Below are 18847 nucleotides of genomic sequence, written 5' to 3' on the forward strand. Positions count from 1 at the left end.
CGATTGCGCGAGGGAATGCGCGTCGTCTTCATGGGCACGCCGGAATTCGCAGCCCGTCTGCTCAACGAAATCGTCTCTCGCGGCCATGAGATTGTGGCCGTCTATACGCAGCCGCCGCGTCCGGCCGGACGGGGCATGACGGAAAAAAAGTCCGCCGTGCACCTCTTGGCCGAGAGCCTTAAGCTTCCCGTTCGTACGCCGAAAAGCCTGAAGGGCGCCGACGCGCAGGCTGAGTTCGCCGCGCTTGACGCGGACGTGGCGGTCGTCGCCGCCTACGGCCTGCTGCTGCCTCAGCCGATTCTCGACGCGCCGCGATATGGCTGCCTCAATCTCCATGGCTCGCTGCTGCCCCGCTGGCGCGGCGCCGCGCCGATCCAGCGCGCGATCATGGCAGGCGACGCAGAGAGCGGCGTCATGGTGATGAAAATGGAGGCTGGTCTCGACACCGGCCCCGTGGCGCTGACGGCGAAGACCCCAATCGACGCCGAAATGACGGCAGGCGAGTTGCATGACCGTCTTGCGGAACTCGGCGCGCCGCTTACGGCGCAGGCGCTCGATCTGCTCGCCAAGGGGGAATTGCATTTCACGCCGCAGGCCGAAGAGGGCGCCTGCTATGCGAAAAAAATTGAAAAGTCCGAGGCGCGGATCGATTGGCGCCGATCGGCGCAAGAGGTCCATAATCTCGTGCGCGGCCTCTCGCCCTTTCCGGGCGCTTTTTTCGAGGCCGATCTCGGCCATAGCAGGGAACGCGTGAAGGTCTTGCGCGCACGGAAAGAGAATGGAAAGGGCGCGCCGGGCGTCGCGCTCGACGATAATGGGCTCATCGCGTGCGGCGCCGGCGCGCTGCGGCTAATACGCGTGCAACGCGCCGGCAAGGGCGAGATGGATTTTGAAGAATTCGCGCGCGGCCGCAGGCTGACGCGCGGCGTCTCGCTTGCCTGACATGCATCGCTTCGCGCTTACCATCGAATATGACGGCGGACCCTTCGTCGGCTGGCAGCGGCAGGCGAATGGAATTTCTGTCCAGCAGCGTCTCGAGGAAGCCGTCGCCGCGATCAATGGCGGCGAACGCGCCGTTGTGCACGGGGCTGGCCGCACGGACGCCGGCGTTCATGCGCTGGGGCAAGTGGCCCATGTCGATCTTTCGCACGACTGGCGCGTCGACCGGCTGCGCGACGCGATCAATGCGCATCTGAAGCCTGATCCGATTGCTTTGCTTTCAGCGCGCACGGTCGGCGATGATTTCGAAGCTCGCTTTTCGGCGATCCGCCGGCATTATCTCTATGTCATCGACAATCGCCGCGCGCCGTTGACGTTGAATCGCGGCCGCGCCTGGCACGTCAAGCGCCCGCTCGACGTCGAAGCCATGCATCGAGCAGCGCAGTCGCTCGTCGGGCGTCACGACTTCACGACGTTTCGCGCTTCCGAATGCCAGGCGAATTCGCCGATGCGCACGCTGGAGCGTCTTGATGTCCGCCGCGACGGCGAGCGTATCGAGATCGTCGCTTCGGCGCGCTCCTTCCTGCACAATCAGGTGCGCTCAATGGCGGGCTCGCTGGAGCATGTCGGCAGCGGCAAGTGGCGCGTCGAAGATCTTGCGCTGGCGCTCTCAGCGAAAGACCGCGCGCGCTGCGGACAGGTCGCGCCGCCACACGGTCTCTACCTTGTCGCTGTCGATTATTAGTGCAAGATTTGCGTGGCGAGACCCTTTACTGCTTGTCGCCCGCGCTTCCTGCATCGCCCTCCGGCGACGGCTTAGTCGCATCATGCTTCACCGCAGGCGGCTTCACCGTTTTCTTCGCGACATGTTTGACGGCGCCGGGCGCTGCGGATCTTTCTTCCTTGGCGAGCGCGCCATGAATGGGCAGGAAGCTTGCCGACAATACCGCGGCCAATATGCCGTTTGCGCAAGATCGCTGATTCATCACTTGATGGTCCCCTCAAAAGTGAGACCCCCTGCCGAATCATCGGCCCGCCCCGCACATATCAGGCCGCTCAACGATGATGAAGTTAGGTCGCCGCCACGCCGGCGCTGCGGTGATTTCGTGACGGAATTCGTTCGGTTTGAAGCAGTTTGACGAACTGGTTAACGAGTTCTTGAAAAAATTGCGGCCATCATTCGCCGTCGGCGGCTTCCGTTTCCTCCGGCTTGATCGCCTCGCTCGGAGAGGCCTCGTTCTTGACCGGCAGAGTAGCGGGAAGTCTCGCTACGGGCCGCTGCGCGGTCGGAGTCTTCTCCTGTGCGAGCGCGCCGTGAAGCGGGATGATGCTGGCCGACAGGACAGCAGCGAGAATGCCGTTCACGCAGGGTCGACGATTGGTCATATGTCCTCCCTCGATCTCACGGCGCCGATTCAACTGCTTCCGAAGTCATTGAGAGTCAAGAAAGTGGCGAGAGCGAGTCGAGACTCGATATACGCAGCGGCGCAGGTCAAGAGCCGCTAAACCAATTATAGCCTTTATCTTCCCAGTAGCCGCCAGGATAGTCGTTGGTCACGAAGATTTCATGAATGAATTTGGGATTCTTGAATCCAAGTTTCGTCGGGATGCGCAGGCGCAGCGGATAGCCGTATTTCGCGTCAGTGAAGTCGAGCGCGAGCAGCGTTTGCGGATGCAGCGCGCTCGGCATGTCGATGCTTGAGTAATATTTGTCGGCGCATCTGAAGCCGACGTAACGCGCCGTTAGGTCGGCGCCAATTCGTTCGAGAAAATGGCGGAAGGCGACGCCGCGCCATTTGCCGATCGCGCTCCAACCCTCGACGCAGACGAGGCGGGTGATCTGGCTTGATTGCGGCAGCGCGCGCAACTCCTCTAGGCACCAAGGCCGCTTGTCGGCGATGAGGCCGGAGAGCTGTAGCCGATAGCTCTCGCCATCAACGAATGGAACATCCTTTTCTTCGTAATAGGCGTTGAAGGGGAATGGCGTCGTGAGATCGGCTTCAGAATAGGTCGGCGCGAGTTTTGTCGGATCAAAAAGCGCCGCCTGCATCTTGTCGTTGAAGCGCGACATGGCGGAAAGCAACCGATCTACAGCGTCGTCATCCTTCAAGGTGCAGCCTGAGAGAAGCGAAAGCGCGCCAAGCGATAAACTCTGCTTGATGAAGGAACGTCGCTCGAGCCGCGCAACCTTGGACCCAAAGGCGGAAAGACGAGACGGTTTCATCTTGGCGCCTCCGCGCGGCCGGTGAACATCGGCGCGAGCACGCCTTTGACGCCGACGGCGAGCGCGATGTGAACGACGAGGAATGCAACGATCGCGGCCATGGCGAAGAAATGCACGAGGCGCGCAACGTCATATCCGCCCATTAACGCCGTCAGCCCCTGGAGCTGCACAGGCTTCCAAATGGCGAGACCGGAAAAAATGGCGACGATCACCGCAAGAATGACGCCGACATAAAGCAGTCGTTGAGCGGCGTTGTAGCGTCCAGGCGCATGATCAAGGCGGCCTCGGCCCGCCAGCACGACGTCATTGAGCGCGCGTTTGAATGAAATTGGAAAAAAATCCCTTCGGAAATGACCTGAAACAATGCCGTAGGCGAGATAGGCCATGCCATTCAGCGCCAAAAGCCACATCGCCGCGAAATGCCAGGCGAGCGCGCCCGCGAGCCAGCCGCCGAGCGTGAAACCTGGCGGAAATTCGAAGCCAAAGAGCGGCGAGGCGTTGTAGATGCGCCAGCCGCTCAGCACCATGACGAAGATCGCGAAAGCGTTCACCCAATGCGTCACCCGAATGAAGAGCGGGTGAATCGTCTGTGGCTTTTCGGCGCCGGCCGCGTCAGCCATGGCGGCTTCTCCTCTTTACGCCGCAAACATATGGCTTCCACGCCAAAACCCAAGGCCCTCGCCCACGCCCGCGTTGACACGGCGGGCGCCTTCCCGCATTGAGGCAAAGCTTTCATCACGCGGGAATATAGCGGCTCATGCGCGTCTTCGTGACCGGCACGGCCGGCTTCATCGGCTTTCATCTGGCGAAGCGCCTGCTCGAGGCCGGGCATCTCGTCGACGGCTTCGACGGCATGACGCCCTACTACGATCCGGGTCTCAAAGAGGCGCGACGCGCCATTCTGCTGCGCACCAACGGCTATCGTGACACGATCGCCATGTTGGAAGACATGGACGCTCTAACGCGCGCCGCCGAACAGGCGGCGCCCGACGTCATCATTCATCTCGCGGCGCAGGCTGGGGTGCGCTACTCGCTGCAAAACCCGCGCGCCTACATCGACGCCAATCTCGTCGGCGCCTTCAACGTCATGGAAATCGCGCGGCTACTGAAGCCGCGCCATTTCCTGTTCGCCTCGACGAGCTCGGTCTATGGCGCGAGTCCTACCGTGCCATTTCACGAAAGCGATCGGACCGACTTTCCGCTGACGCTTTACGCCGCGACGAAGAAAGCTGGCGAAGCGATGGCGCATTCCTACGCGCATCTGTGGTCAATCCCGACGACGATGTTTCGCTTCTTCACCGTTTACGGTCCATGGGGCCGCCCGGATATGGCCCCCTTGAAATTCGTCGACGCGATCGAGAACGACCGTGCGATCGACATTTATAATCACGGCGACATGTCGCGCGACTTCACCTATGTGGCGGATCTCGTCGAAGGCGTTATGCGCTTAATCGATTGCGTTCCTGAGCGCGACTCGGGCGATGACAGCGTTTCGCCCATCGCGCCGTATCGCATCGTCAACATCGGCCGCGGCGAACCGGTGAAGCTTCTCGACTTCATCGAGACGATCGAAAGAGCTCTCGGCAAAAAGGCGAAGCGCAACTATCTCGACATGCAGCCGGGAGACGTGCCGCGCACCTTCGCCAGCGCCGATCTCCTCGAGCGCTTGACCGGCTATCGCCCGCATACGTCGATCGACGAAGGCGTCGCGGCGCTCGTCGAATGGTATCGCAACTATCGCCGTACTCACGGCGAATTGGCGTATTGAGCGATTGAGCGGTAGTTTTCACGCCAGCCAATCGGGAATGCTGTCGAGCGCGATGATTTCCTCGACGCTTTGGCGCTTGCGAATGACCGCATAATGCGCGCCATCGACCAAGACTTCGGGAACGAGCGGCCTTGTGTTGTAGGCGCCAGACTGCACGGCGCCATAAGCGCCGGCCGTCAGCACGCAGAGCAATTCGCCCGCGCGCGGCTCGATCATTTCGCGTCCATGCGCAAAATAGTCGCCCGTCTCGCACACCGGTCCGACCACGTCGGCGACGATCTTTCGCCGCTCTGCGGTCTCGCACACGGGAATGATGTCATGCCAGGCGTCGTAGAGCGTCGGGCGGATGAGATCATTCATGCCGGCGTCGACGATGACGAAGGTCTTTGCGTCGCCATGCTTCACATAAAGCACGCGCGTGACGAGCACGCCGGCGTTGCCGACGATGAGCCGTCCCGGCTCCAGCACCAGCTTGCAGTCGAGTCCGCCAAAATGCCGGCGCACGATCTCGGCGTATTTTTCGGGATGATAGGACTGCGGATCGTCGCCCTCATGATAGGGAATCCCCAGTCCACCGCCGAGGTCGACATGCGAAATCTTGTGGCCGTCGGCGCGCAGGTCGCATACGAGCTCGGCGAGCAACGAAAAAGCTTCGTCGAAGGGCGCGAGATCGGTGAGTTGCGAGCCGATATGCATGTCGGCGCCGGCGATCTCGATTCCTTTGAGCTTCGCGGCGAAGGCGTAGACCTCCCGCGCGCGCGACAAAGGCACGCCGAACTTATTTTCAGCGAGGCCAGTGGAAATCTTCTTATGCGTGCGGGCGTCGACGTCCGGATTGACGCGTAGCGACACGCGCGCGGCGCGCCCAAGGGCGACCGCCGCATGGGAGAGCGTTTCGAGTTCAGGCTCGGATTCGACATTGAAACAGAAGATGCCGGCGCGAAGCGCGGCAGCAATCTCCTCCGGCGTCTTGCCGACGCCGGAAAAGGTGATTTTTTCCGGCGCGACGCCGGCCGCGAGCGCCCGCGTGAGCTCCCCGCCTGAAACCACGTCCATTCCTGCGCCCTCCTGGGCGAGAAGACGCAGCACCGCTTGGTTGGAATTGGCCTTCACGGCATAGCAGACAAGCGCGTCGAGCCCGGCGAAGGCCTGCGAAAAAACCCGGTAGTGGCGTCGGATCGTCGCCGCCGAGTAACAATAGAAGGGCGTGCCCACCTCATCGGCGAGCTTAGCCACGGCGATCTCCTCGGCGTGGAGCGCGCCATTCCGATAGGCGAAGAGATGCATGAGTTTAGAGCAGCGGATCGAGCGGGAATGGATATTGCGCCGGCGGTCGATTGCCGATGGTGCCGGGGGGTGGCGCACCGGGCGGGAGGGGAGGCGGCGCAGGAACGCCATGCGCCGCCGCTTTCGCTTGGGCGGCTTCAGCCTCCGCCCGCAAGGCCGCGCTGCGCGCCTGGGTCTCGGGCGGAAGCTCTAAAGGGCCATGCCGGCCGCAAGCGCCGAGGCTTGTGGCGACGAGCGCCAGCGCAAGAACCGCTAAAGGGCGGCGGGTGAGAAGCGGCAGTGGAGGCGTCACGCGATTCGTCCCAAGGAGAGGCCGGCGCACTATAACGTTGAAGGTGGAAAAGGCGAGGGCGCAGCGATCGGGCTGATCCCCTTTCGGAGGCTGCTCAGCGTCGCCATAAGCTTAGCGGGGCCCCCCATCGCCTTAACCGTTTGGAGGTTGGCGTGTTCAGTTCTCCCATAGCCCGCGTTTCGGGTTTTTTTGTCGTCCTTGCCGCGGCGACTCTCACTCTTACCGCGGCCAGCCTATTCATGGCGGAACCTACCGCGGCGGCGGTGCGCATCCGCATCGACCTAACGGCGCAACGACTCCAGGCCGTGACCCCCCAAGGCGAAACGGTGACGTGGAAAATCTCCAGCGGCAGACGGGGATATGAAACGCCGACGGGGACCTACAGCGTCATGCGCATGGAGGCCGATCACTATTCGGACGAATATGATCAGGCGCCGATGCCCTACGCCATGTTCTTTTCCCCGCGCGGCCTGGCCATCCATGGAAGTTATGAGCGTGGTTTGGGCCGTCCACTTTCCCACGGCTGCGTTCGGCTCGCGGTCCCTAACGCCCGTCAGCTCTTCGAATGGGTGAAAAAACACGGGGCGACTGTCGAAATCACGGGCGGCGCCGGCGGCGGCCGCTCGATCGCCCGCGAAGAGGTCGAGCGCCCTCGCGTGGCGCGCCCCCCGCGACCTATGTATGAGGAGCCGGCGTTCCAATCCAATTGGGGGGGCTTCGCCCCCTTCTGACGGGCGCCCGCGTTCCCGTTGCAACTTGGCAACAGTATTCGACAGAATCACGGCGAATGCTGCGGCGCATTTGCGGGGGTCCTTATTAACGAGTAAAGCTCGGATTTCTGGCGCTTGCTGTTGACCGAGCAGAGTAGAGACGTTGACGACATCCAAGACCCCCCTCCTCGACCGGATCGCCACTCCCGAAGATCTGCGCAAGCTGCGCCCCAATGAGCTCAAGCAGGTCGCCGAGGAGTTGCGCCACGAGACGATCGACGCGGTCTCGGTCACTGGCGGCCATCTGGGAGCGGGCCTCGGCGTCGTCGAACTGACCGTCGCTCTGCACTATGTTTTCGACACGCCGCGCGACAAGGTCATCTGGGACGTCGGTCACCAGACCTACCCGCACAAGATCCTCACCGGCAGACGCGACCGCATCCGCACGCTGCGCATGGGCGGCGGCCTTTCGGGTTTCACCAAGCGGGCCGAAAGCGAATATGACGCCTTCGGCGCCGGCCATTCATCTACCTCGATTTCGGCCGGGCTCGGCATGGCCGTAGCGCGCGATCTCGCCGGCGGCGACAATCACGTCGTGGCGGTGATCGGCGACAGCTCGATGTCGGCGGGCATGGCCTATGAGGCTTTGAACAACGCCGGCGCGCTGCATTCTCGCCTCATCGTCATCTTGAACGACAATGACATGTCGATCGCCCCGCCCACGGGCGCCATGTCCGCCTATCTCGCCCGCCTCGTTTCCGGCGGCGCCTATCGCTCCATCCGCGAGGCGGCGAAGCAGCTGGCCAGCCATCTGCCGCGCTTCATCTACGACAAGGCCCGCAAGGCCGAGGAGTTCTCGCGCAGCTTCATCACCGGCGGCACGATGTTCGAGGAGCTCGGCTTCTACTATGTCGGGCCGATCGACGGACACAACCTCGATCATCTGCTGCCCGTCCTCAAGAATGTGCGCGACAAAGACGACGGGCCGGTCCTCGTTCACGTCGTCACGCAGAAGGGCAAGGGCTTCGGACCAGCCGAGGAATCGGCCGATAAGTGCCACGCCGTCAACAAATTCGACGTCGCGACCGGCATTCAGATCAAGCCGAAAGCCAACGCCCCGACCTATACGAATGTTTTCGCCAAGGCATTGAAAGCCGAAGCCGAGCATGACGATAAGATCGTCGCCATCACGGCGGCGATGCCGTCAGGCACCGGCCTCGACATTTTCGGCAAGGCCTTCCCTCACCGCACCTTCGACGTGGCGATCGCCGAGCAGCACGCCGTCACCTTTGCGGCCGGCCTCGCCTGCGAGGGATACAAGCCTTTCTGCGCGCTTTACTCGACTTTCCTGCAGCGCGGCTACGATCAGGTCGTTCACGACGTGGCGATCCAGAATCTGCCGGTGCGCTTCGCCATGGACCGCGCCGGCCTCGTCGGCGCGGACGGGCCGACTCATGCCGGCGCCTTCGATCTCGCCTATCTCGGCTGTCTGCCGGACTTCGTCATCATGGCGCCTTCCGACGAGGGCGAGCTGATGCATATGGTGGCGACGGCTGCGGACTATGACGATGGCCCGATCGCCTTCCGCTATCCGCGCGGCGAGGGCGTCGGCGTAGAATTGCCGGAGCGCGGCGAAATTCTCGAGATCGGCAAGGGCCGCATACTGCGCGAGGGTTCGAAAGTCGCCATCCTGTCGCTCGGCACGCGCCTCGCCGACTCGATGAAGGCGGCGGCTGAACTCGAAAATTACGGCGTCTCGACGACGGTCGCCGACGCCCGCTTCGCCAAGCCGATCGACCGCGACCTGCTGCGTCGTCTCGCGGCAAATCACGAAGCGCTTGTCGCGATCGAGGAGGGTTCGATCGGCGGCTTTAGCGCGCAGGTCTTCCAGGCGCTGTCAGACGACGGGCTGCTCGACGGCGCGCGCGGCGCGTTCAAATTCCGCAGCATGACTCTGCCCGACGCCTATATCGACCACGACAAGCACGAGCTGATGGTCGCCAAGGCGATGCTCGACAGCAAGGCGATCGTCGCCAAGGTCCTCGAGCTCTTGGGCGATGAAAGAAGCGCCGCGCGAGTGATGATCGCCTGAGGGGCGACCGGGTGAGGGGGTGTATCGCTGGCTTTTCGGGGCGGAGCCGGTGTCTGCTCGGGCGGAAATCTCTGATACGGGCGAAGATTGTGAGTGGGTAACCCCTCACCCGACCCCCGCTTCGCCGGGCCCGCCCTCTCCCGACTGAAGTCGGCTGTTGCCGACTTTAGCATCATCTTCCGCAAGTCGAGCAGGCTCGGACTTGCGTGGGAGAGGGTTGGCGCCCGGGTTTTGTCAAAGAACGCCGATGATATTCTGCGTCTCCGCCTTCGACGTCGCCGCTGCGCCCGGCGCCTATGCGCTCTGGCTGCGGCTTGAGGCGCCGCTCGATGTTCGCGTCGGTAAAATCTCGGCGACGCTACCCGCCGGCAATTACCTCTATTGCGGCTCGGCGCGCGGGCCCGGCGGATTGCGGGCGCGATTGTCGCGACACATGCGGCCGCAAAAGCGGGCGCACTGGCATATCGATCAGCTCACAGCTGTTGCGAGCGTGCTCGGCGCTTTCGTCCAAGAAGACGGCGATGAATGCGCGTTTAACGCCGCTCTCGGCGATTTGCCGATTCCCGTCGCCGGCTTCGGCAGTTCGGACTGCCGCCGCTGCGCCGCGCATTTGCGACTCTGGCCGAAAGACGCGACCCTTCCTTCCCGGTGGGAAAATGCTAGGAAGGCGGCCGAATCCCGCCTCCCTTGAAGGGGAAGGCTAATACTGCAGTGGTTTATGTCCAAAGACGAAATCAAAACGAAGGTTGAAGCGCGTGCGCCGCGCGGGCTCGCCGACCGCGAGGCCGGCGAACTCGCCGCCACATCCCGCATGCTCGACGTCATCCGCGAAGTATACGAGCTTTACGGCTTCGAGGCGCTGGAGACGCCGACGATCGAATATACTGACGCGCTCGGAAAATTCTTGCCCGATCAGGATCGCCCCAACGAAGGCGTCTTCTCCTTTCAGGACGACGACGAGCAATGGTTGTCGCTGCGCTATGATCTGACCGCGCCGCTGGCGCGTTTCGTCGCGCAGAATTTCGATCGGCTGCCCAAGCCCTATCGCTCCTATCGCGTCGGCCAGGTCTATCGCAACGAGAAGCCGGGACCCGGACGCTTTCGGCAGTTCATGCAGTTCGACGCCGATACGGTCGGCTCGGCCTCGCCTGCCGCCGACGCCGAAATCTGCATGATGGCGGCGGACGCCATGGAGCGGCTGGGGATCGCGCGCGGCGACTACGTCATCAAGATCAACAGCCGCAAGGTGCTCGACGGCGTGATGCAGTCGATCGGGCTTTCGGGTGAGGAGAACGCGCCGCGCCGCCTCGTCGTTTTGCGCGCGATCGACAAGCTCGACCGGCTTGGCCCCGACGGCGTCCGGCAATTGCTGGGCGAGGGTCGAAAGGATGAGAGCGGGGATTTCACTAAAGGCGCGGGGCTCGATCTGCCCGCGATCGACACGATCCTGTCCTTCAGCCTCGGCGGACAATATGGGGACGGCGCTCCCGCCTTCGATCTCTTCGGCCTGCTCGGCAAAAGCGAGATCGGCGCCCAAGGCGCCGAGGAGCTTCTAGAAATCGAAGACCTCGCCCGCGACGCCGGTTTCGGCCCCGATCGCATCCGCATCGACCCCTCCGTCGTGCGCGGCCTTGAGTATTACACGGGGCCCGTTTTCGAGGCGGATCTCACCTTCGAGACCCGCGACGAGAAGGGAAATCCCGTGCGCTTCGGCTCCGTCGGGGGCGGCGGCCGCTACGACGGGCTGGTTGGGCGCTTCAGGCCGGAAAATGCGCCGGCGACCGGCTTCTCGATCGGCGTCTCAAGACTCTTCGCGGCGTTGAAACTCATCGGCAGCCCCATCGTCTCGGCGCGTCCGCATGTGGGGCCCGTCGTGGTTCTCGTCCTCGATCGCGAGAGGCTCGCCGATTATCAGCGCATGGCGGCGCAATTGCGCAACGCAGGAATCGCCGCCGAAATCTATCTCGGCGCTGCGGGCATGAAGGCGCAGATGAAATACGCTGACCGGCGCAACAGTCCGCTCGCCATCATCCAGGGCTCGGATGAAAAAGCGAGAGGCGAGGTCACCATCAAGGATCTCGTCGCCGGCGCGAAGGCCGCCGCGAATATCGCCACCAACGAAGAATGGAAGGCGCTTCGCCCCGCCCAATTCGCCGTTCCCGAAGCGGAACTTGTCGAGCAGGTCCAAAAGACGCTCAAAAATTAGCCTGCGGCGAAGCTCGTCATTGCCACGCGCGCGGGCGCGTATAGTTTTCGCGAAGCGATAGAGGAGCAACCCCCTATGAATGGCGACACGCCCAGATCAATCGTTCATCCGACCGATCTCTCCTTTGCGAGCCTGGACGCGTTCGCTCATGCGCTGCGGATCGCCGTGGACTGCAAGAGCATGTTCCACATTCTGCACATTGAGGCTCCTGAGTCGGAGGAAGACGATTGGGACCGTTTCCCGCAAGTGCGCGAAATGCTGGCGCGCTGGAAAATGATCTCGCCGACGGCGACGCGCGCTGAGGCGGCCGAACAGCTCGGCGTCAAATTCGTCAAAGCGTCGGTTGAATCGGAATCCCCCGTCGCTGGAGTCTCCGCCTATGTCGAGCGGCACCTGTGCGATCTTCTCGTGATGATGACGCGGCCGCGCAGCGCTTTGGAGCGCCTCTTCGAGGGCTCAATCGCGGAGGAGACGGCGCGTGAGACTCATGTGCCGGCGCTCTTCCTGCGCGAGGACCAGAAGGGTTTCGTCGATCGCGAGACGGGCGCCGTCTCTCTCAACACGGTGCTGATGCCGGTCGAGCCAACGATTTCGCCGCTCGACGCCTTTCGCCACGCGGCCGACATCGCCCATTGTCTCAATCCGGCCGCCGACGTCATGATGCTGCATGTCGGCGACGACCTGCCGATTTTCGAAGGGCTGCTTCCGCACATCGAGCTGCGCCGGGGACCGGTCGTCGAGACCATTCTTTCCTACGCTCGCGAGATCAAGGCGGACCTGATCGCCATGCCGACGCGTAGCCGAAAAGGCCTGCTGGAGGCGCTCCGCGGCTCGACGACGGAGCGCGTATTGCATGAGGCGCCCTGTCCGCTGCTCGCCTCGCCGGTGAAATAATTCGCCGTCATTGCGAGGCGCTTGCGCCGAAGCAATCCAGAAAGGCTCCGCGAGACTGGATTGCCTCGCTTCGCTCACAATGAAGGGCGCAGGCGCTACAGCGAACGCTGGAAATGCAGCACGCCGCCCTGCGCGCCCTTCAGGATCAGGTCGTCGCCCTTGGTGTCCCAATAGGGGCCCGAGAGCAGCACCGCCCAATAATCCCGCTCGATGGCCGCGAGCGCGCCTTCGCATTTACGTTCGTTAGTCGCCGGCATGGCGCGCGGCCCCAAGCGGTTCGGGCCGATGACGAAAACGCCCGACCAGTTCTTGCAGCCCGAAAAGCCATTGGCGCGGCCCGTCGAGTCGATCGAGATCCACATCTCCACCGGCGGCGCTTTGCCGTTGATCTCCTTGAGCACGAAGTTCTGGTTGTGGGGGAACGGCTGATAGCGGGGAAGGCCGCCGGTCTCCTTGTTTTCGTCTTCCGGCTGCTTCTGCTCCGCCCCTTCAGGCGACTTTGCGCGGCTCTTGGCGTCGGCAGGCGCGGCGGCGAGCGCAACGGCGCAGAGCGAGGCGGCTAAGGCGAGCAAAATCCTGTTCATCGCGTCAATCATCCTCCAGTAAGGCGGGCCAGTCGCCGGGCCCCTCCGACCGCGGCGCAACGCTTTATAGCATGCTCGGCAGAACGCGGTCAGGCGGGCGGTGGCCATCCATGAAGGTCTTGATGTTGATGATGACCTTCTCGCCCATGTCGATGCGGCCCTCGATGGTCGCAGAGCCCATATGCGGCAACAGCGTCACCTTCCCGGCCTTCGCGAGCTTCAACAATTTGGGAGATACAGCAGGTTCATGCTCGAAGACGTCGAGGCCGGCGCCGGCCATCTCATCGGCTTCGAGCATGCGCACCAAAGCGTTCTCGTCGACGATCTCGCCGCGGGCGGTATTGACCAGGATCGTATGGGGACGCAGATGCGACAGTCTGCGAGCCGAGAGAAGATGGTAGGTCGCGGGCGTATGCGGGCAATGAATCGACACGATGTCGACTCGCGCTAGCATCTGATCAAGCGACTCCCAATAGGTCGCCTCCAATTGCTCTTCGACTTCGGCCGCCACGCGTCGGCGGTTGTGGTAATGGATCGAAAGACCGAAGCTCTTCGCGCGCCGCGCCAGGGCCTGTCCAATCCGGCCCATGCCGACGATGCCGAGCCTCTTGCCGGTGATTCGATGGCCGAGCATCCAGGTCGGCGACCAGCCCGGCCAGGAGCCGTCGGGAATCGCGCTCGCGCCTTCGACGAGCCGGCGCGAGACCGAAAGAATCAGCGCCATGGTCATGTCGGCCGTGTCTTCGGTCAGAACGCCGGGCGTGTTGGTGACCGTGATGGAGCGATCAAGCGCCGAGGCGACGTCGATATTGTCGACGCCATTGCCAAAATTGGCGATGAGCTTCATCTGCTCGCCTGCCTGGGCGATGAGATGCGAATCGATACGATCGGTGATGGTGGGCACCAGCACGTCGGCCGTGCGCATGGCTTCGACAAGTTCGTCATGGGTGAGCGGCTTATCGCTCTCATTGAGGCGCGTGTCGAACAACTCGCACATGCGGGTCTCGATCACCTCGGGCAGCCGGCGCGACACGACAACGAGCGGCTTCTTTTTCGGCATATCCCTGGTCGTGCCTCCGCGTTTATGTTGTGTTGCAGCAGCATTTCTGCGATTGCGCTATGATCTTTGCCGCTTCGTCGAAGCGGATGAAAAGACGCCGGCGAGTTTCGCCGGCTTTCAACCGGGTCTTAACGGCGGTCGGCGACAAAACCAATACGCCCCTTTAGCGGACGCATTCGACTTCCTAGCAGATGACGGGCCAAAGACAAGCGAGCGAACAGTCCAGCATGTCGCGAATAAATGCAGAATTTGCGCCAATTTCGGCAGCTTTCTCCGGCGCTCCGGAATGTTTCCAGAAGCGTCCGCGCGGTCTCCTCGCCCAGCTCGCCCCGGTTCTCTTGGCCGTGTTTTTTTGCGCAATGCACGCGCACGCTCAGGAGCCTCAAAAAGGTCCCGTGAGCGGTCTGCCCTTGCCTCGCTACGTGAGCCTCAAGTCCGATCGCGTGAATGTGCGGGAGGGCCCCAGCAAGGAGCATCCGACCCTGTGGATTTACGAACGCGCCGCGCTCCCCGTCGAGATCACCGCCGAATTCGAAACTTGGCGCAAGATCCGCGATTCCGAAGGCGCCGAGGGCTGGGTGCTGCATTCGCTGCTTTCGGGAAGGCGCACAGCGCTGGTCGCGCCCTGGAAAAAGGAGCCGCAGCTGCTTGTCGCCGACGATCATTCAACGCCTGTGGCGAAGCTCGGCCCCGGCGTCATCGGAAATTTGCGCGGCTGCGACGGCAAATGGTGCCGTATCGCCGGCAAGGGTTTTGACGGCTACATGCAGCAAGAAAATCTCTGGGGCGTCTATCCGGGAGAAAAATTCGATTAGTCAGGCGAGGGGGTCGCCGGCAGCCGTCCCTTGAGTTGCTCCAGCGCCGTCGAAATCGTGCCGCGACTGAACGGTTTCGCGACGACAGGCGCATCGGCGTGCGCTTCGAGCACGCCCTGCTCGCCATAGCCGGTAACGAAGGCGAAGGGTTTGCGCCGCCGCTCCAGGACGCCAGGCAGAACATGCGCCTTCTGGCCATTGAGGTTGATGTCGAGAAAGGCGAGGTCGAAGTCTTCGCTCGTCGCCTTTTGCAACGCGTCTTGGATATTGCCCGCAACGCCAACGACCTGTGCGCCAAGCTCCTCGAGAAACATCTCAAGCGCCATGGCGATGACGGCCTCATCTTCGACGATTAGGACGCGCGGTTCGGTCATTTGAGCACTTCCACGGCGAGAGGAATGTCCATCGCGCAGCGTAACCCTTCAGGCGGAAATTCGATAGCGACCCGAGCGCCCGCGTCAGACGCCAGCGTTTTTTCGATCAGTCGCAGGCCAAATCCTTTCTTTAGCGGGGGCGTGACAGAGCGCCCGCCATACTCGCGCCAGACGAGATGGAGCATAGGGGTCCGCCGCTGCGCGTCGAGCCTCCAATCGACCGCGACGCGCCCGCCCGGCGCCGACAGCGATCCGTGCATGACGGCGTTGGCGCATAATTCGTGCAGGGTCATCGCCAGAGCCGACGCGATGCGCGGGCATATGCCGACCGGCGGCCCTGACACATCAAAATTCTCTTGGTCCACCGGCGCGATCGCCATATGCACGAGTTCGCCTACCTGCGCCTTCGTCCAATTTTCGCGGGTCAGAACATCGTGCAAGGCGGCAAGCGCCAGCAGGCGCTTTTCAAATTGCTGCGCAGAATCTGGCTTCAGGTCACGAAGCGAATGCATGGCGATCGAGTGGACCGTCGCCAGCGTGTTCTTAACGCGATGATTGAGCTCATTGACCAAAAGCTGCAGGCGTTCGCGGTCGCGTTCCTGCTCGGTCACGTCGGTGTTCGTGCCGAACCAGCCGACGATGGCGCCGTTTTCGCGCAAAGGTTCGACGCGCGTCAAAAAGGGTCGATAGAGTCCGTCCGCGCCCTTGAGCGGAAAGATCATCTGAAAGAATTCGCCATGCTGAAGCGCATACGTCCAGCGTTCCAGCATTTTGGGCAGCACATCCGGATGATGGACGGATTGCCAGCCCCACCCCGCCATCTCCTCGGGCGTCGTGCCGGTATATTGATACCAACGATCATTGTACCAAAAAATCCAGCCGTCCGGGCGCGCCATCCACGCAAGGTTGGGCATCGAGTTGGCGAGCGCCTTAAATTGCGCGTAGGTGATCTCCGATTCTCGTGCAGCCGCCAGTTGCGACATTGCTCCCCGCCCGAAACATGCCCTCAAAGAGTCATCGGCAAGCCCCTCGGCAAGCCGAGCTCTCTGGAAACTCTCTTCGCGTTTTAAGATATAGGGCGAACTTAGGCGCGGCGTAGACGCACGACGACATCGACCCGCGCGACGCGCAAACCCTCAGGCGGCTGAGGAAGATCGGAGACCGAGACATTCGCGCCGGCGATGTCGTAAAGGTCGCCATCGTCTTCGAGCAGAAAATGATGGTGGTCGTCGGTGTTGGTGTCGAAATACACCCGCGTTCCGTCTACGGCGATCTCCCGCAGCAGTCCCGCTTGGGTGAACTGGTGGAGCGTATTGTATACGGTCGCGAGCGACACCGAGAGATCGGCCGCCAGCGCCTCTTCATAAAGACGCTCCGCCGTCACGTGGCGATCGCCGCCCTGCCCGAACAGCAACTCGCCCAGCGCCAACCGTTGGCGGGTCGGCCGCAGCCCGGCTTCGGCCAGCAACTCACCGACCGGCTTGCGCGGGGCGGCGTTTTTAGGAACGGCTGGGGTTTGGTCGGCGTCCATCTCGGCTCGCGGCTTTTCTACTCGCGGTTTCCACTTGGCATCATAGGGAAAATGGCGGGAAATTCAACGTCGCTCGGCCATTTGAAGCCAGTTCGCCGCGGCGCTTTCGGCCTGGACGAGCCTATGTTACGGATCGCTTCGCCCAGGAGCGGCGCCTCACGGCGCCAATAAGGATAAGGGCGCGCCTTTTTGCGGCGCTTAGGGAGGATGGCCCGAAAGGCTCGAACGCGAGGAACAAGGAACAATGGGCGAAAGGCGCTCCTCATTCGGTTATGAGGATTTACTGGCGTGCGGCGAGGAAAAGCTGTTCGGCCCCGGAAATGCGCAGCTGCCGCTGCCGCCGATGCTCATGTTCGACCGTATCACTGAGATTTTCGAAGAAGGGGGCGAGCACGGCAAAGGCTATATGCGCGCCGAACTCGACATCAAACCGAGCCTCTGGTTCTTCGACTGCCATTTCAAAGGCAACCCGGTGATGCCGGGCTGCCTTGGGCTTGACGCTCTGTGGCAGATGGTCGGTTTCTATCTCGCCTGGCTCGACAATCCTGGACGCGGCATGGCGCTCGGCGTCGGCGAAGTAAAATTCAGCGGCCAAGTGCGGCCGCATACGAAGCTCGTCACCTATGGCGTCGACTTCACGCGCCTGCGTACCGGCAAGCTCGTGATCGGCTTGGCCGACGGCTGGGTGGCGGCGGATGGCGAGCGTATTTACGAGGCCAAGGACCTCAAGGTCTGCCTCGCCAACGAGGCGAAGGCCGCCTGAAACGGACAAGCGAGAACGCGCGGAAGACGCTGCGAAGGCGTCAAGGGAGAGCGAGATGAGACGAGTCGTCGTCACCGGAATGGGCATCGTGTCGTCGATCGGCAACACGACGCAGGAGGTGGTCGCTTCGCTGCGCGAGGCGAAATCCGGCATCGTGCGCGCCGATAAATACGCCGAACTCGGCTTCCGTTCGCAGGTGCACGGCATGCCGACATTGGACCCCTCGACGGTTGTCGATCGCCGCGCCATGCGCTTCCATGCGACCGGCACGGCCTGGAACCATGTCGCCATGGATCAGGCGATCCGCGACGCTGGGCTGACCGAGGCGGAAATTTCCAATGAGCGCACCGGCATCATCATGGGCTCGGGCGGACCCTCGACGCACACTCTTGTCGAAGCCGCCGACATCACCCGCACGAAGGGACCCAAGCGCGTCGGTCCCTTCGCCGTGCCGAAATGCATGTCCTCGACGGCCTCGGCGACGCTGGCCGTCTGGTTCAAGATCAAGGGCGTCAACTATTCGATCTCGTCGGCCTGCGCCACGTCCAATCATTGCATCGGCAACGCCTATGAGCTGATCCAATACGGCAAGCAGGACATGATCTTCGCGGGCGGCTGCGAGGAACTGGAGTGGGAGCTCTCGGTGCTCTTCGACGCTATGGGCGCGATGTCCTCCTCCTACAATGATCGACCGGCCACGGCTTCTCGCGCCTATGACAAGAACCGAGACGGATTCGTCATCGCCGGCGGCGCCGGCGTGTTGGTGCTGGAAGAGCTCGAACACGCCAAGGCGCGCGGCGCGAAAATCTACGCCGAGGTCGCTGGCTACGGCGCGACGTCGGACGGCTATGACATGGTGGCGCCTTCCGGCGAAGGCGCCGTACGCTGCATGAAGCAGGCGCTCGCGACCGTGAAATGCCCGATCGACTACATCAATCCACACGCCACCGCGACGCCGGTCGGCGACGCCAAGGAAATCGAAGCGCTGCGCGAAGTTTTTGGCGTCGGCGACAAATGCCCGCCGATCGCGGCGACGAAATCCCTGACCGGCCATTCGCTCGGCGCGACGGGCGTGCAGGAGGCGATCTATTCCCTTTTGATGATGCAGAACGGCTTCATCTGCGAGAGCGCCAATATCGAAGAGCTCGACCCCGATTTTGCCGACATGCCGATCATGCGCGAGCGCCTCGATAATGTGAAGCTCGGCGCCGTGCTGTCCAACTCCTTCGGCTTTGGCGGCACCAATGCGACATTGGTGTTCAAGCATCCGGACGCTTGATGACTTAGATTGCCCTTTCTGGCGCGGTA

The 18847-nt window shown here is 62.6% G+C and carries 22 protein-coding genes; 11 read left to right on the forward strand and 11 right to left on the reverse strand.

What is annotated here, in order from left to right:
* The first annotated feature begins 15 nt into the window (after window positions 1-15).
* Complete coding sequence (gene fmt, locus FEV16_RS10585) at window positions 16-942, forward strand: methionyl-tRNA formyltransferase (RefSeq protein ID WP_138167587.1); 927 nt, start codon at window positions 16-18, stop codon at window positions 940-942.
* Between the two features lies 1 nt (window position 943).
* Window positions 944-1684, forward strand: a complete 741-nt coding sequence (truA, locus tag FEV16_RS10590; protein ID WP_138167690.1) for a tRNA pseudouridine(38-40) synthase TruA — start codon at window positions 944-946, stop codon at window positions 1682-1684.
* Window positions 1685-1709: 25 nt separating this feature from the next.
* On the opposite strand, the gene FEV16_RS10595 is transcribed toward truA, so the two are convergent.
* The 4 genes from FEV16_RS10595 to FEV16_RS10610 all read right to left on the reverse strand — a co-directional run bounded on the left by FEV16_RS10595 (window position 1710) and on the right by FEV16_RS10610 (window position 3783).
* Window positions 1710-1925 carry a hypothetical protein gene (locus FEV16_RS10595; protein WP_138167588.1) on the reverse strand — a complete coding sequence of 72 codons (216 nt, stop codon included), beginning with the start codon at window positions 1923-1925 and terminating at the stop codon, window positions 1710-1712.
* A 190-nt stretch (window positions 1926-2115) separates the two neighbouring features.
* Window positions 2116-2325, reverse strand: coding sequence for a hypothetical protein (locus FEV16_RS10600; RefSeq protein WP_138167589.1), 210 nt, complete (start codon window positions 2323-2325; stop codon window positions 2116-2118).
* A gap of 106 nt (window positions 2326-2431) precedes the next feature.
* The gene (locus tag FEV16_RS10605) at window positions 2432-3163 is read right to left on the reverse strand and encodes a molybdopterin-dependent oxidoreductase (protein ID WP_138167590.1); all 732 of its coding nucleotides are present in this window, start codon (window positions 3161-3163) and stop codon (window positions 2432-2434) included.
* On the reverse strand, window positions 3160-3783 hold the full coding sequence (locus FEV16_RS10610; RefSeq protein WP_138167591.1) for a cytochrome b/b6 domain-containing protein: 624 nt from the start codon (window positions 3781-3783) through the stop codon (window positions 3160-3162). Before FEV16_RS10610 ends, FEV16_RS10605 begins: the two co-directional genes overlap by 4 nt.
* A 137-nt stretch (window positions 3784-3920) precedes the next feature.
* Between FEV16_RS10610 and FEV16_RS10615 the strand changes: the two genes are divergently transcribed.
* The gene (locus FEV16_RS10615; protein ID WP_138167592.1) at window positions 3921-4931 is read left to right on the forward strand and encodes an NAD-dependent epimerase/dehydratase family protein; all 1011 of its coding nucleotides are present in this window, start codon (window positions 3921-3923) and stop codon (window positions 4929-4931) included.
* Window positions 4932-4949: 18 nt separating this feature from the next.
* Here FEV16_RS10615 and lysA read toward each other — a convergent pair whose 3' ends face one another.
* Together lysA and FEV16_RS10625 are read right to left on the reverse strand one after the other, a co-directional pair.
* Window positions 4950-6218 carry a diaminopimelate decarboxylase gene (lysA, locus tag FEV16_RS10620; RefSeq protein ID WP_138167593.1) on the reverse strand — a complete coding sequence of 423 codons (1269 nt, stop codon included), beginning with the start codon at window positions 6216-6218 and terminating at the stop codon, window positions 4950-4952.
* 4 nt (window positions 6219-6222) lie between these two features.
* The gene (locus FEV16_RS10625; protein ID WP_138167594.1) at window positions 6223-6510 is read right to left on the reverse strand and encodes a lipoprotein; all 288 of its coding nucleotides are present in this window, start codon (window positions 6508-6510) and stop codon (window positions 6223-6225) included.
* 152 nt (window positions 6511-6662) lie between these two features.
* Between FEV16_RS10625 and FEV16_RS10630 the strand changes: the two genes are divergently transcribed.
* The 5 genes from FEV16_RS10630 (at window position 6663) to FEV16_RS10650 (ending at window position 12412) form a co-directional block, all read left to right on the forward strand.
* Window positions 6663-7241 (forward strand): L,D-transpeptidase, encoded by a 579-nt coding sequence (locus FEV16_RS10630; protein ID WP_246657274.1) that lies wholly within the window; start codon window positions 6663-6665, stop codon window positions 7239-7241.
* A gap of 142 nt (window positions 7242-7383) precedes the next feature.
* Complete coding sequence (gene dxs, locus FEV16_RS10635) at window positions 7384-9312, forward strand: 1-deoxy-D-xylulose-5-phosphate synthase (protein ID WP_138167595.1); 1929 nt, start codon at window positions 7384-7386, stop codon at window positions 9310-9312.
* Window positions 9313-9559: 247 nt separating this feature from the next.
* Complete coding sequence (locus FEV16_RS10640; protein ID WP_138167596.1) at window positions 9560-10003, forward strand: GIY-YIG nuclease family protein; 444 nt, start codon at window positions 9560-9562, stop codon at window positions 10001-10003.
* A gap of 27 nt (window positions 10004-10030) precedes the next feature.
* Window positions 10031-11518, forward strand: a complete 1488-nt coding sequence (gene hisS / locus FEV16_RS10645) for a histidine--tRNA ligase (protein WP_138167597.1) — start codon at window positions 10031-10033, stop codon at window positions 11516-11518.
* A gap of 75 nt (window positions 11519-11593) precedes the next feature.
* On the forward strand, window positions 11594-12412 hold the full coding sequence (locus tag FEV16_RS10650; RefSeq protein WP_138167598.1) for a universal stress protein: 819 nt from the start codon (window positions 11594-11596) through the stop codon (window positions 12410-12412).
* A 95-nt stretch (window positions 12413-12507) separates the two neighbouring features.
* Here the strand turns inward: FEV16_RS10650 and FEV16_RS10655 are convergent, their stop codons facing one another.
* Both FEV16_RS10655 and FEV16_RS10660 read right to left on the reverse strand, forming a co-directional pair.
* Window positions 12508-12996 (reverse strand): META domain-containing protein, encoded by a 489-nt coding sequence (locus FEV16_RS10655; RefSeq protein ID WP_246657275.1) that lies wholly within the window; start codon window positions 12994-12996, stop codon window positions 12508-12510.
* 64 nt (window positions 12997-13060) lie between these two features.
* Window positions 13061-14056, reverse strand: coding sequence for a D-glycerate dehydrogenase (locus FEV16_RS10660; RefSeq protein WP_138167600.1), 996 nt, complete (start codon window positions 14054-14056; stop codon window positions 13061-13063).
* A 359-nt stretch (window positions 14057-14415) separates the two neighbouring features.
* Here FEV16_RS10660 and FEV16_RS10665 point away from each other — a divergent pair, with 359 nt between their 5' ends.
* The gene (locus tag FEV16_RS10665) at window positions 14416-14871 is read left to right on the forward strand and encodes an SH3 domain-containing protein (protein WP_246657283.1); all 456 of its coding nucleotides are present in this window, start codon (window positions 14416-14418) and stop codon (window positions 14869-14871) included.
* On the opposite strand, the gene FEV16_RS10670 is transcribed toward FEV16_RS10665, so the two are convergent.
* From FEV16_RS10670 to irrA, 3 genes are all read right to left on the reverse strand, one after another.
* Complete coding sequence (locus FEV16_RS10670; RefSeq protein WP_138167602.1) at window positions 14868-15245, reverse strand: response regulator; 378 nt, start codon at window positions 15243-15245, stop codon at window positions 14868-14870. The genes FEV16_RS10665 and FEV16_RS10670 overlap by 4 nt on opposite strands.
* Window positions 15242-16228, reverse strand: coding sequence for an HWE histidine kinase domain-containing protein (locus tag FEV16_RS10675; protein WP_138167603.1), 987 nt, complete (start codon window positions 16226-16228; stop codon window positions 15242-15244). Before FEV16_RS10675 ends, FEV16_RS10670 begins: the two co-directional genes overlap by 4 nt.
* 101 nt (window positions 16229-16329) lie before the next feature.
* The gene (gene irrA / locus FEV16_RS10680) at window positions 16330-16776 is read right to left on the reverse strand and encodes an iron response transcriptional regulator IrrA (protein ID WP_138167604.1); all 447 of its coding nucleotides are present in this window, start codon (window positions 16774-16776) and stop codon (window positions 16330-16332) included.
* 244 nt (window positions 16777-17020) lie between these two features.
* Here irrA and fabA point away from each other — a divergent pair, with 244 nt between their 5' ends.
* Together fabA and fabB are read left to right on the forward strand one after the other, a co-directional pair.
* Window positions 17021-17539: a 3-hydroxyacyl-[acyl-carrier-protein] dehydratase FabA gene (fabA, locus tag FEV16_RS10685; RefSeq protein ID WP_138167605.1), complete on the forward strand. Its 519-nt coding sequence runs from the start codon at window positions 17021-17023 to the stop codon at window positions 17537-17539.
* Window positions 17540-17594: 55 nt separating this feature from the next.
* Window positions 17595-18818: a beta-ketoacyl-ACP synthase I gene (gene fabB / locus FEV16_RS10690; protein WP_138167606.1), complete on the forward strand. Its 1224-nt coding sequence runs from the start codon at window positions 17595-17597 to the stop codon at window positions 18816-18818.
* Window positions 18819-18847 lie beyond the last annotated feature (29 nt).

Origin of the sequence: Methylocystis sp. B8, assembly GCF_005771425.1 — a bacterium.
GTDB lineage: Bacteria > Pseudomonadota > Alphaproteobacteria > Rhizobiales > Beijerinckiaceae > Methylocystis.

What these genes read in the sequence shown, in the direction of transcription:
- FEV16_RS10660 (WP_138167600.1), bottom strand. Translation starts at nt 14,056, where the DNA reads ATGCCGAAAAAGAAGCCGCTCGTTGTCGTGTCGCGCCGGCTGCCCGAG.
- lysA (WP_138167593.1), bottom strand. Translation starts at nt 6,218, where the DNA reads ATGCATCTCTTCGCCTATCGGAATGGCGCGCTCCACGCCGAGGAGATC.
- FEV16_RS10675 (WP_138167603.1), bottom strand. Translation starts at nt 16,228, where the DNA reads ATGTCGCAACTGGCGGCTGCACGAGAATCGGAGATCACCTACGCGCAA.
- FEV16_RS10595 (WP_138167588.1), bottom strand. Translation starts at nt 1,925, where the DNA reads ATGAATCAGCGATCTTGCGCAAACGGCATATTGGCCGCGGTATTGTCG.
- truA (WP_138167690.1), top strand. Translation starts at nt 944, where the DNA reads ATGCATCGCTTCGCGCTTACCATCGAATATGACGGCGGACCCTTCGTC.
- fabA (WP_138167605.1), top strand. Translation starts at nt 17,021, where the DNA reads ATGGGCGAAAGGCGCTCCTCATTCGGTTATGAGGATTTACTGGCGTGC.
- fabB (WP_138167606.1), top strand. Translation starts at nt 17,595, where the DNA reads ATGAGACGAGTCGTCGTCACCGGAATGGGCATCGTGTCGTCGATCGGC.
- irrA (WP_138167604.1), bottom strand. Translation starts at nt 16,776, where the DNA reads ATGGACGCCGACCAAACCCCAGCCGTTCCTAAAAACGCCGCCCCGCGC.
- fmt (WP_138167587.1), top strand. Translation starts at nt 16, where the DNA reads ATGCGCGTCGTCTTCATGGGCACGCCGGAATTCGCAGCCCGTCTGCTC.
- FEV16_RS10650 (WP_138167598.1), top strand. Translation starts at nt 11,594, where the DNA reads ATGAATGGCGACACGCCCAGATCAATCGTTCATCCGACCGATCTCTCC.
- FEV16_RS10605 (WP_138167590.1), bottom strand. Translation starts at nt 3,163, where the DNA reads ATGAAACCGTCTCGTCTTTCCGCCTTTGGGTCCAAGGTTGCGCGGCTC.
- hisS (WP_138167597.1), top strand. Translation starts at nt 10,031, where the DNA reads ATGTCCAAAGACGAAATCAAAACGAAGGTTGAAGCGCGTGCGCCGCGC.
- FEV16_RS10640 (WP_138167596.1), top strand. Translation starts at nt 9,560, where the DNA reads ATGATATTCTGCGTCTCCGCCTTCGACGTCGCCGCTGCGCCCGGCGCC.
- FEV16_RS10670 (WP_138167602.1), bottom strand. Translation starts at nt 15,245, where the DNA reads ATGACCGAACCGCGCGTCCTAATCGTCGAAGATGAGGCCGTCATCGCC.
- FEV16_RS10665 (WP_246657283.1), top strand. Translation starts at nt 14,416, where the DNA reads ATGCACGCGCACGCTCAGGAGCCTCAAAAAGGTCCCGTGAGCGGTCTG.
- FEV16_RS10615 (WP_138167592.1), top strand. Translation starts at nt 3,921, where the DNA reads ATGCGCGTCTTCGTGACCGGCACGGCCGGCTTCATCGGCTTTCATCTG.
- FEV16_RS10655 (WP_246657275.1), bottom strand. Translation starts at nt 12,996, where the DNA reads ATGAACAGGATTTTGCTCGCCTTAGCCGCCTCGCTCTGCGCCGTTGCG.
- FEV16_RS10600 (WP_138167589.1), bottom strand. Translation starts at nt 2,325, where the DNA reads ATGACCAATCGTCGACCCTGCGTGAACGGCATTCTCGCTGCTGTCCTG.
- FEV16_RS10610 (WP_138167591.1), bottom strand. Translation starts at nt 3,783, where the DNA reads ATGGCTGACGCGGCCGGCGCCGAAAAGCCACAGACGATTCACCCGCTC.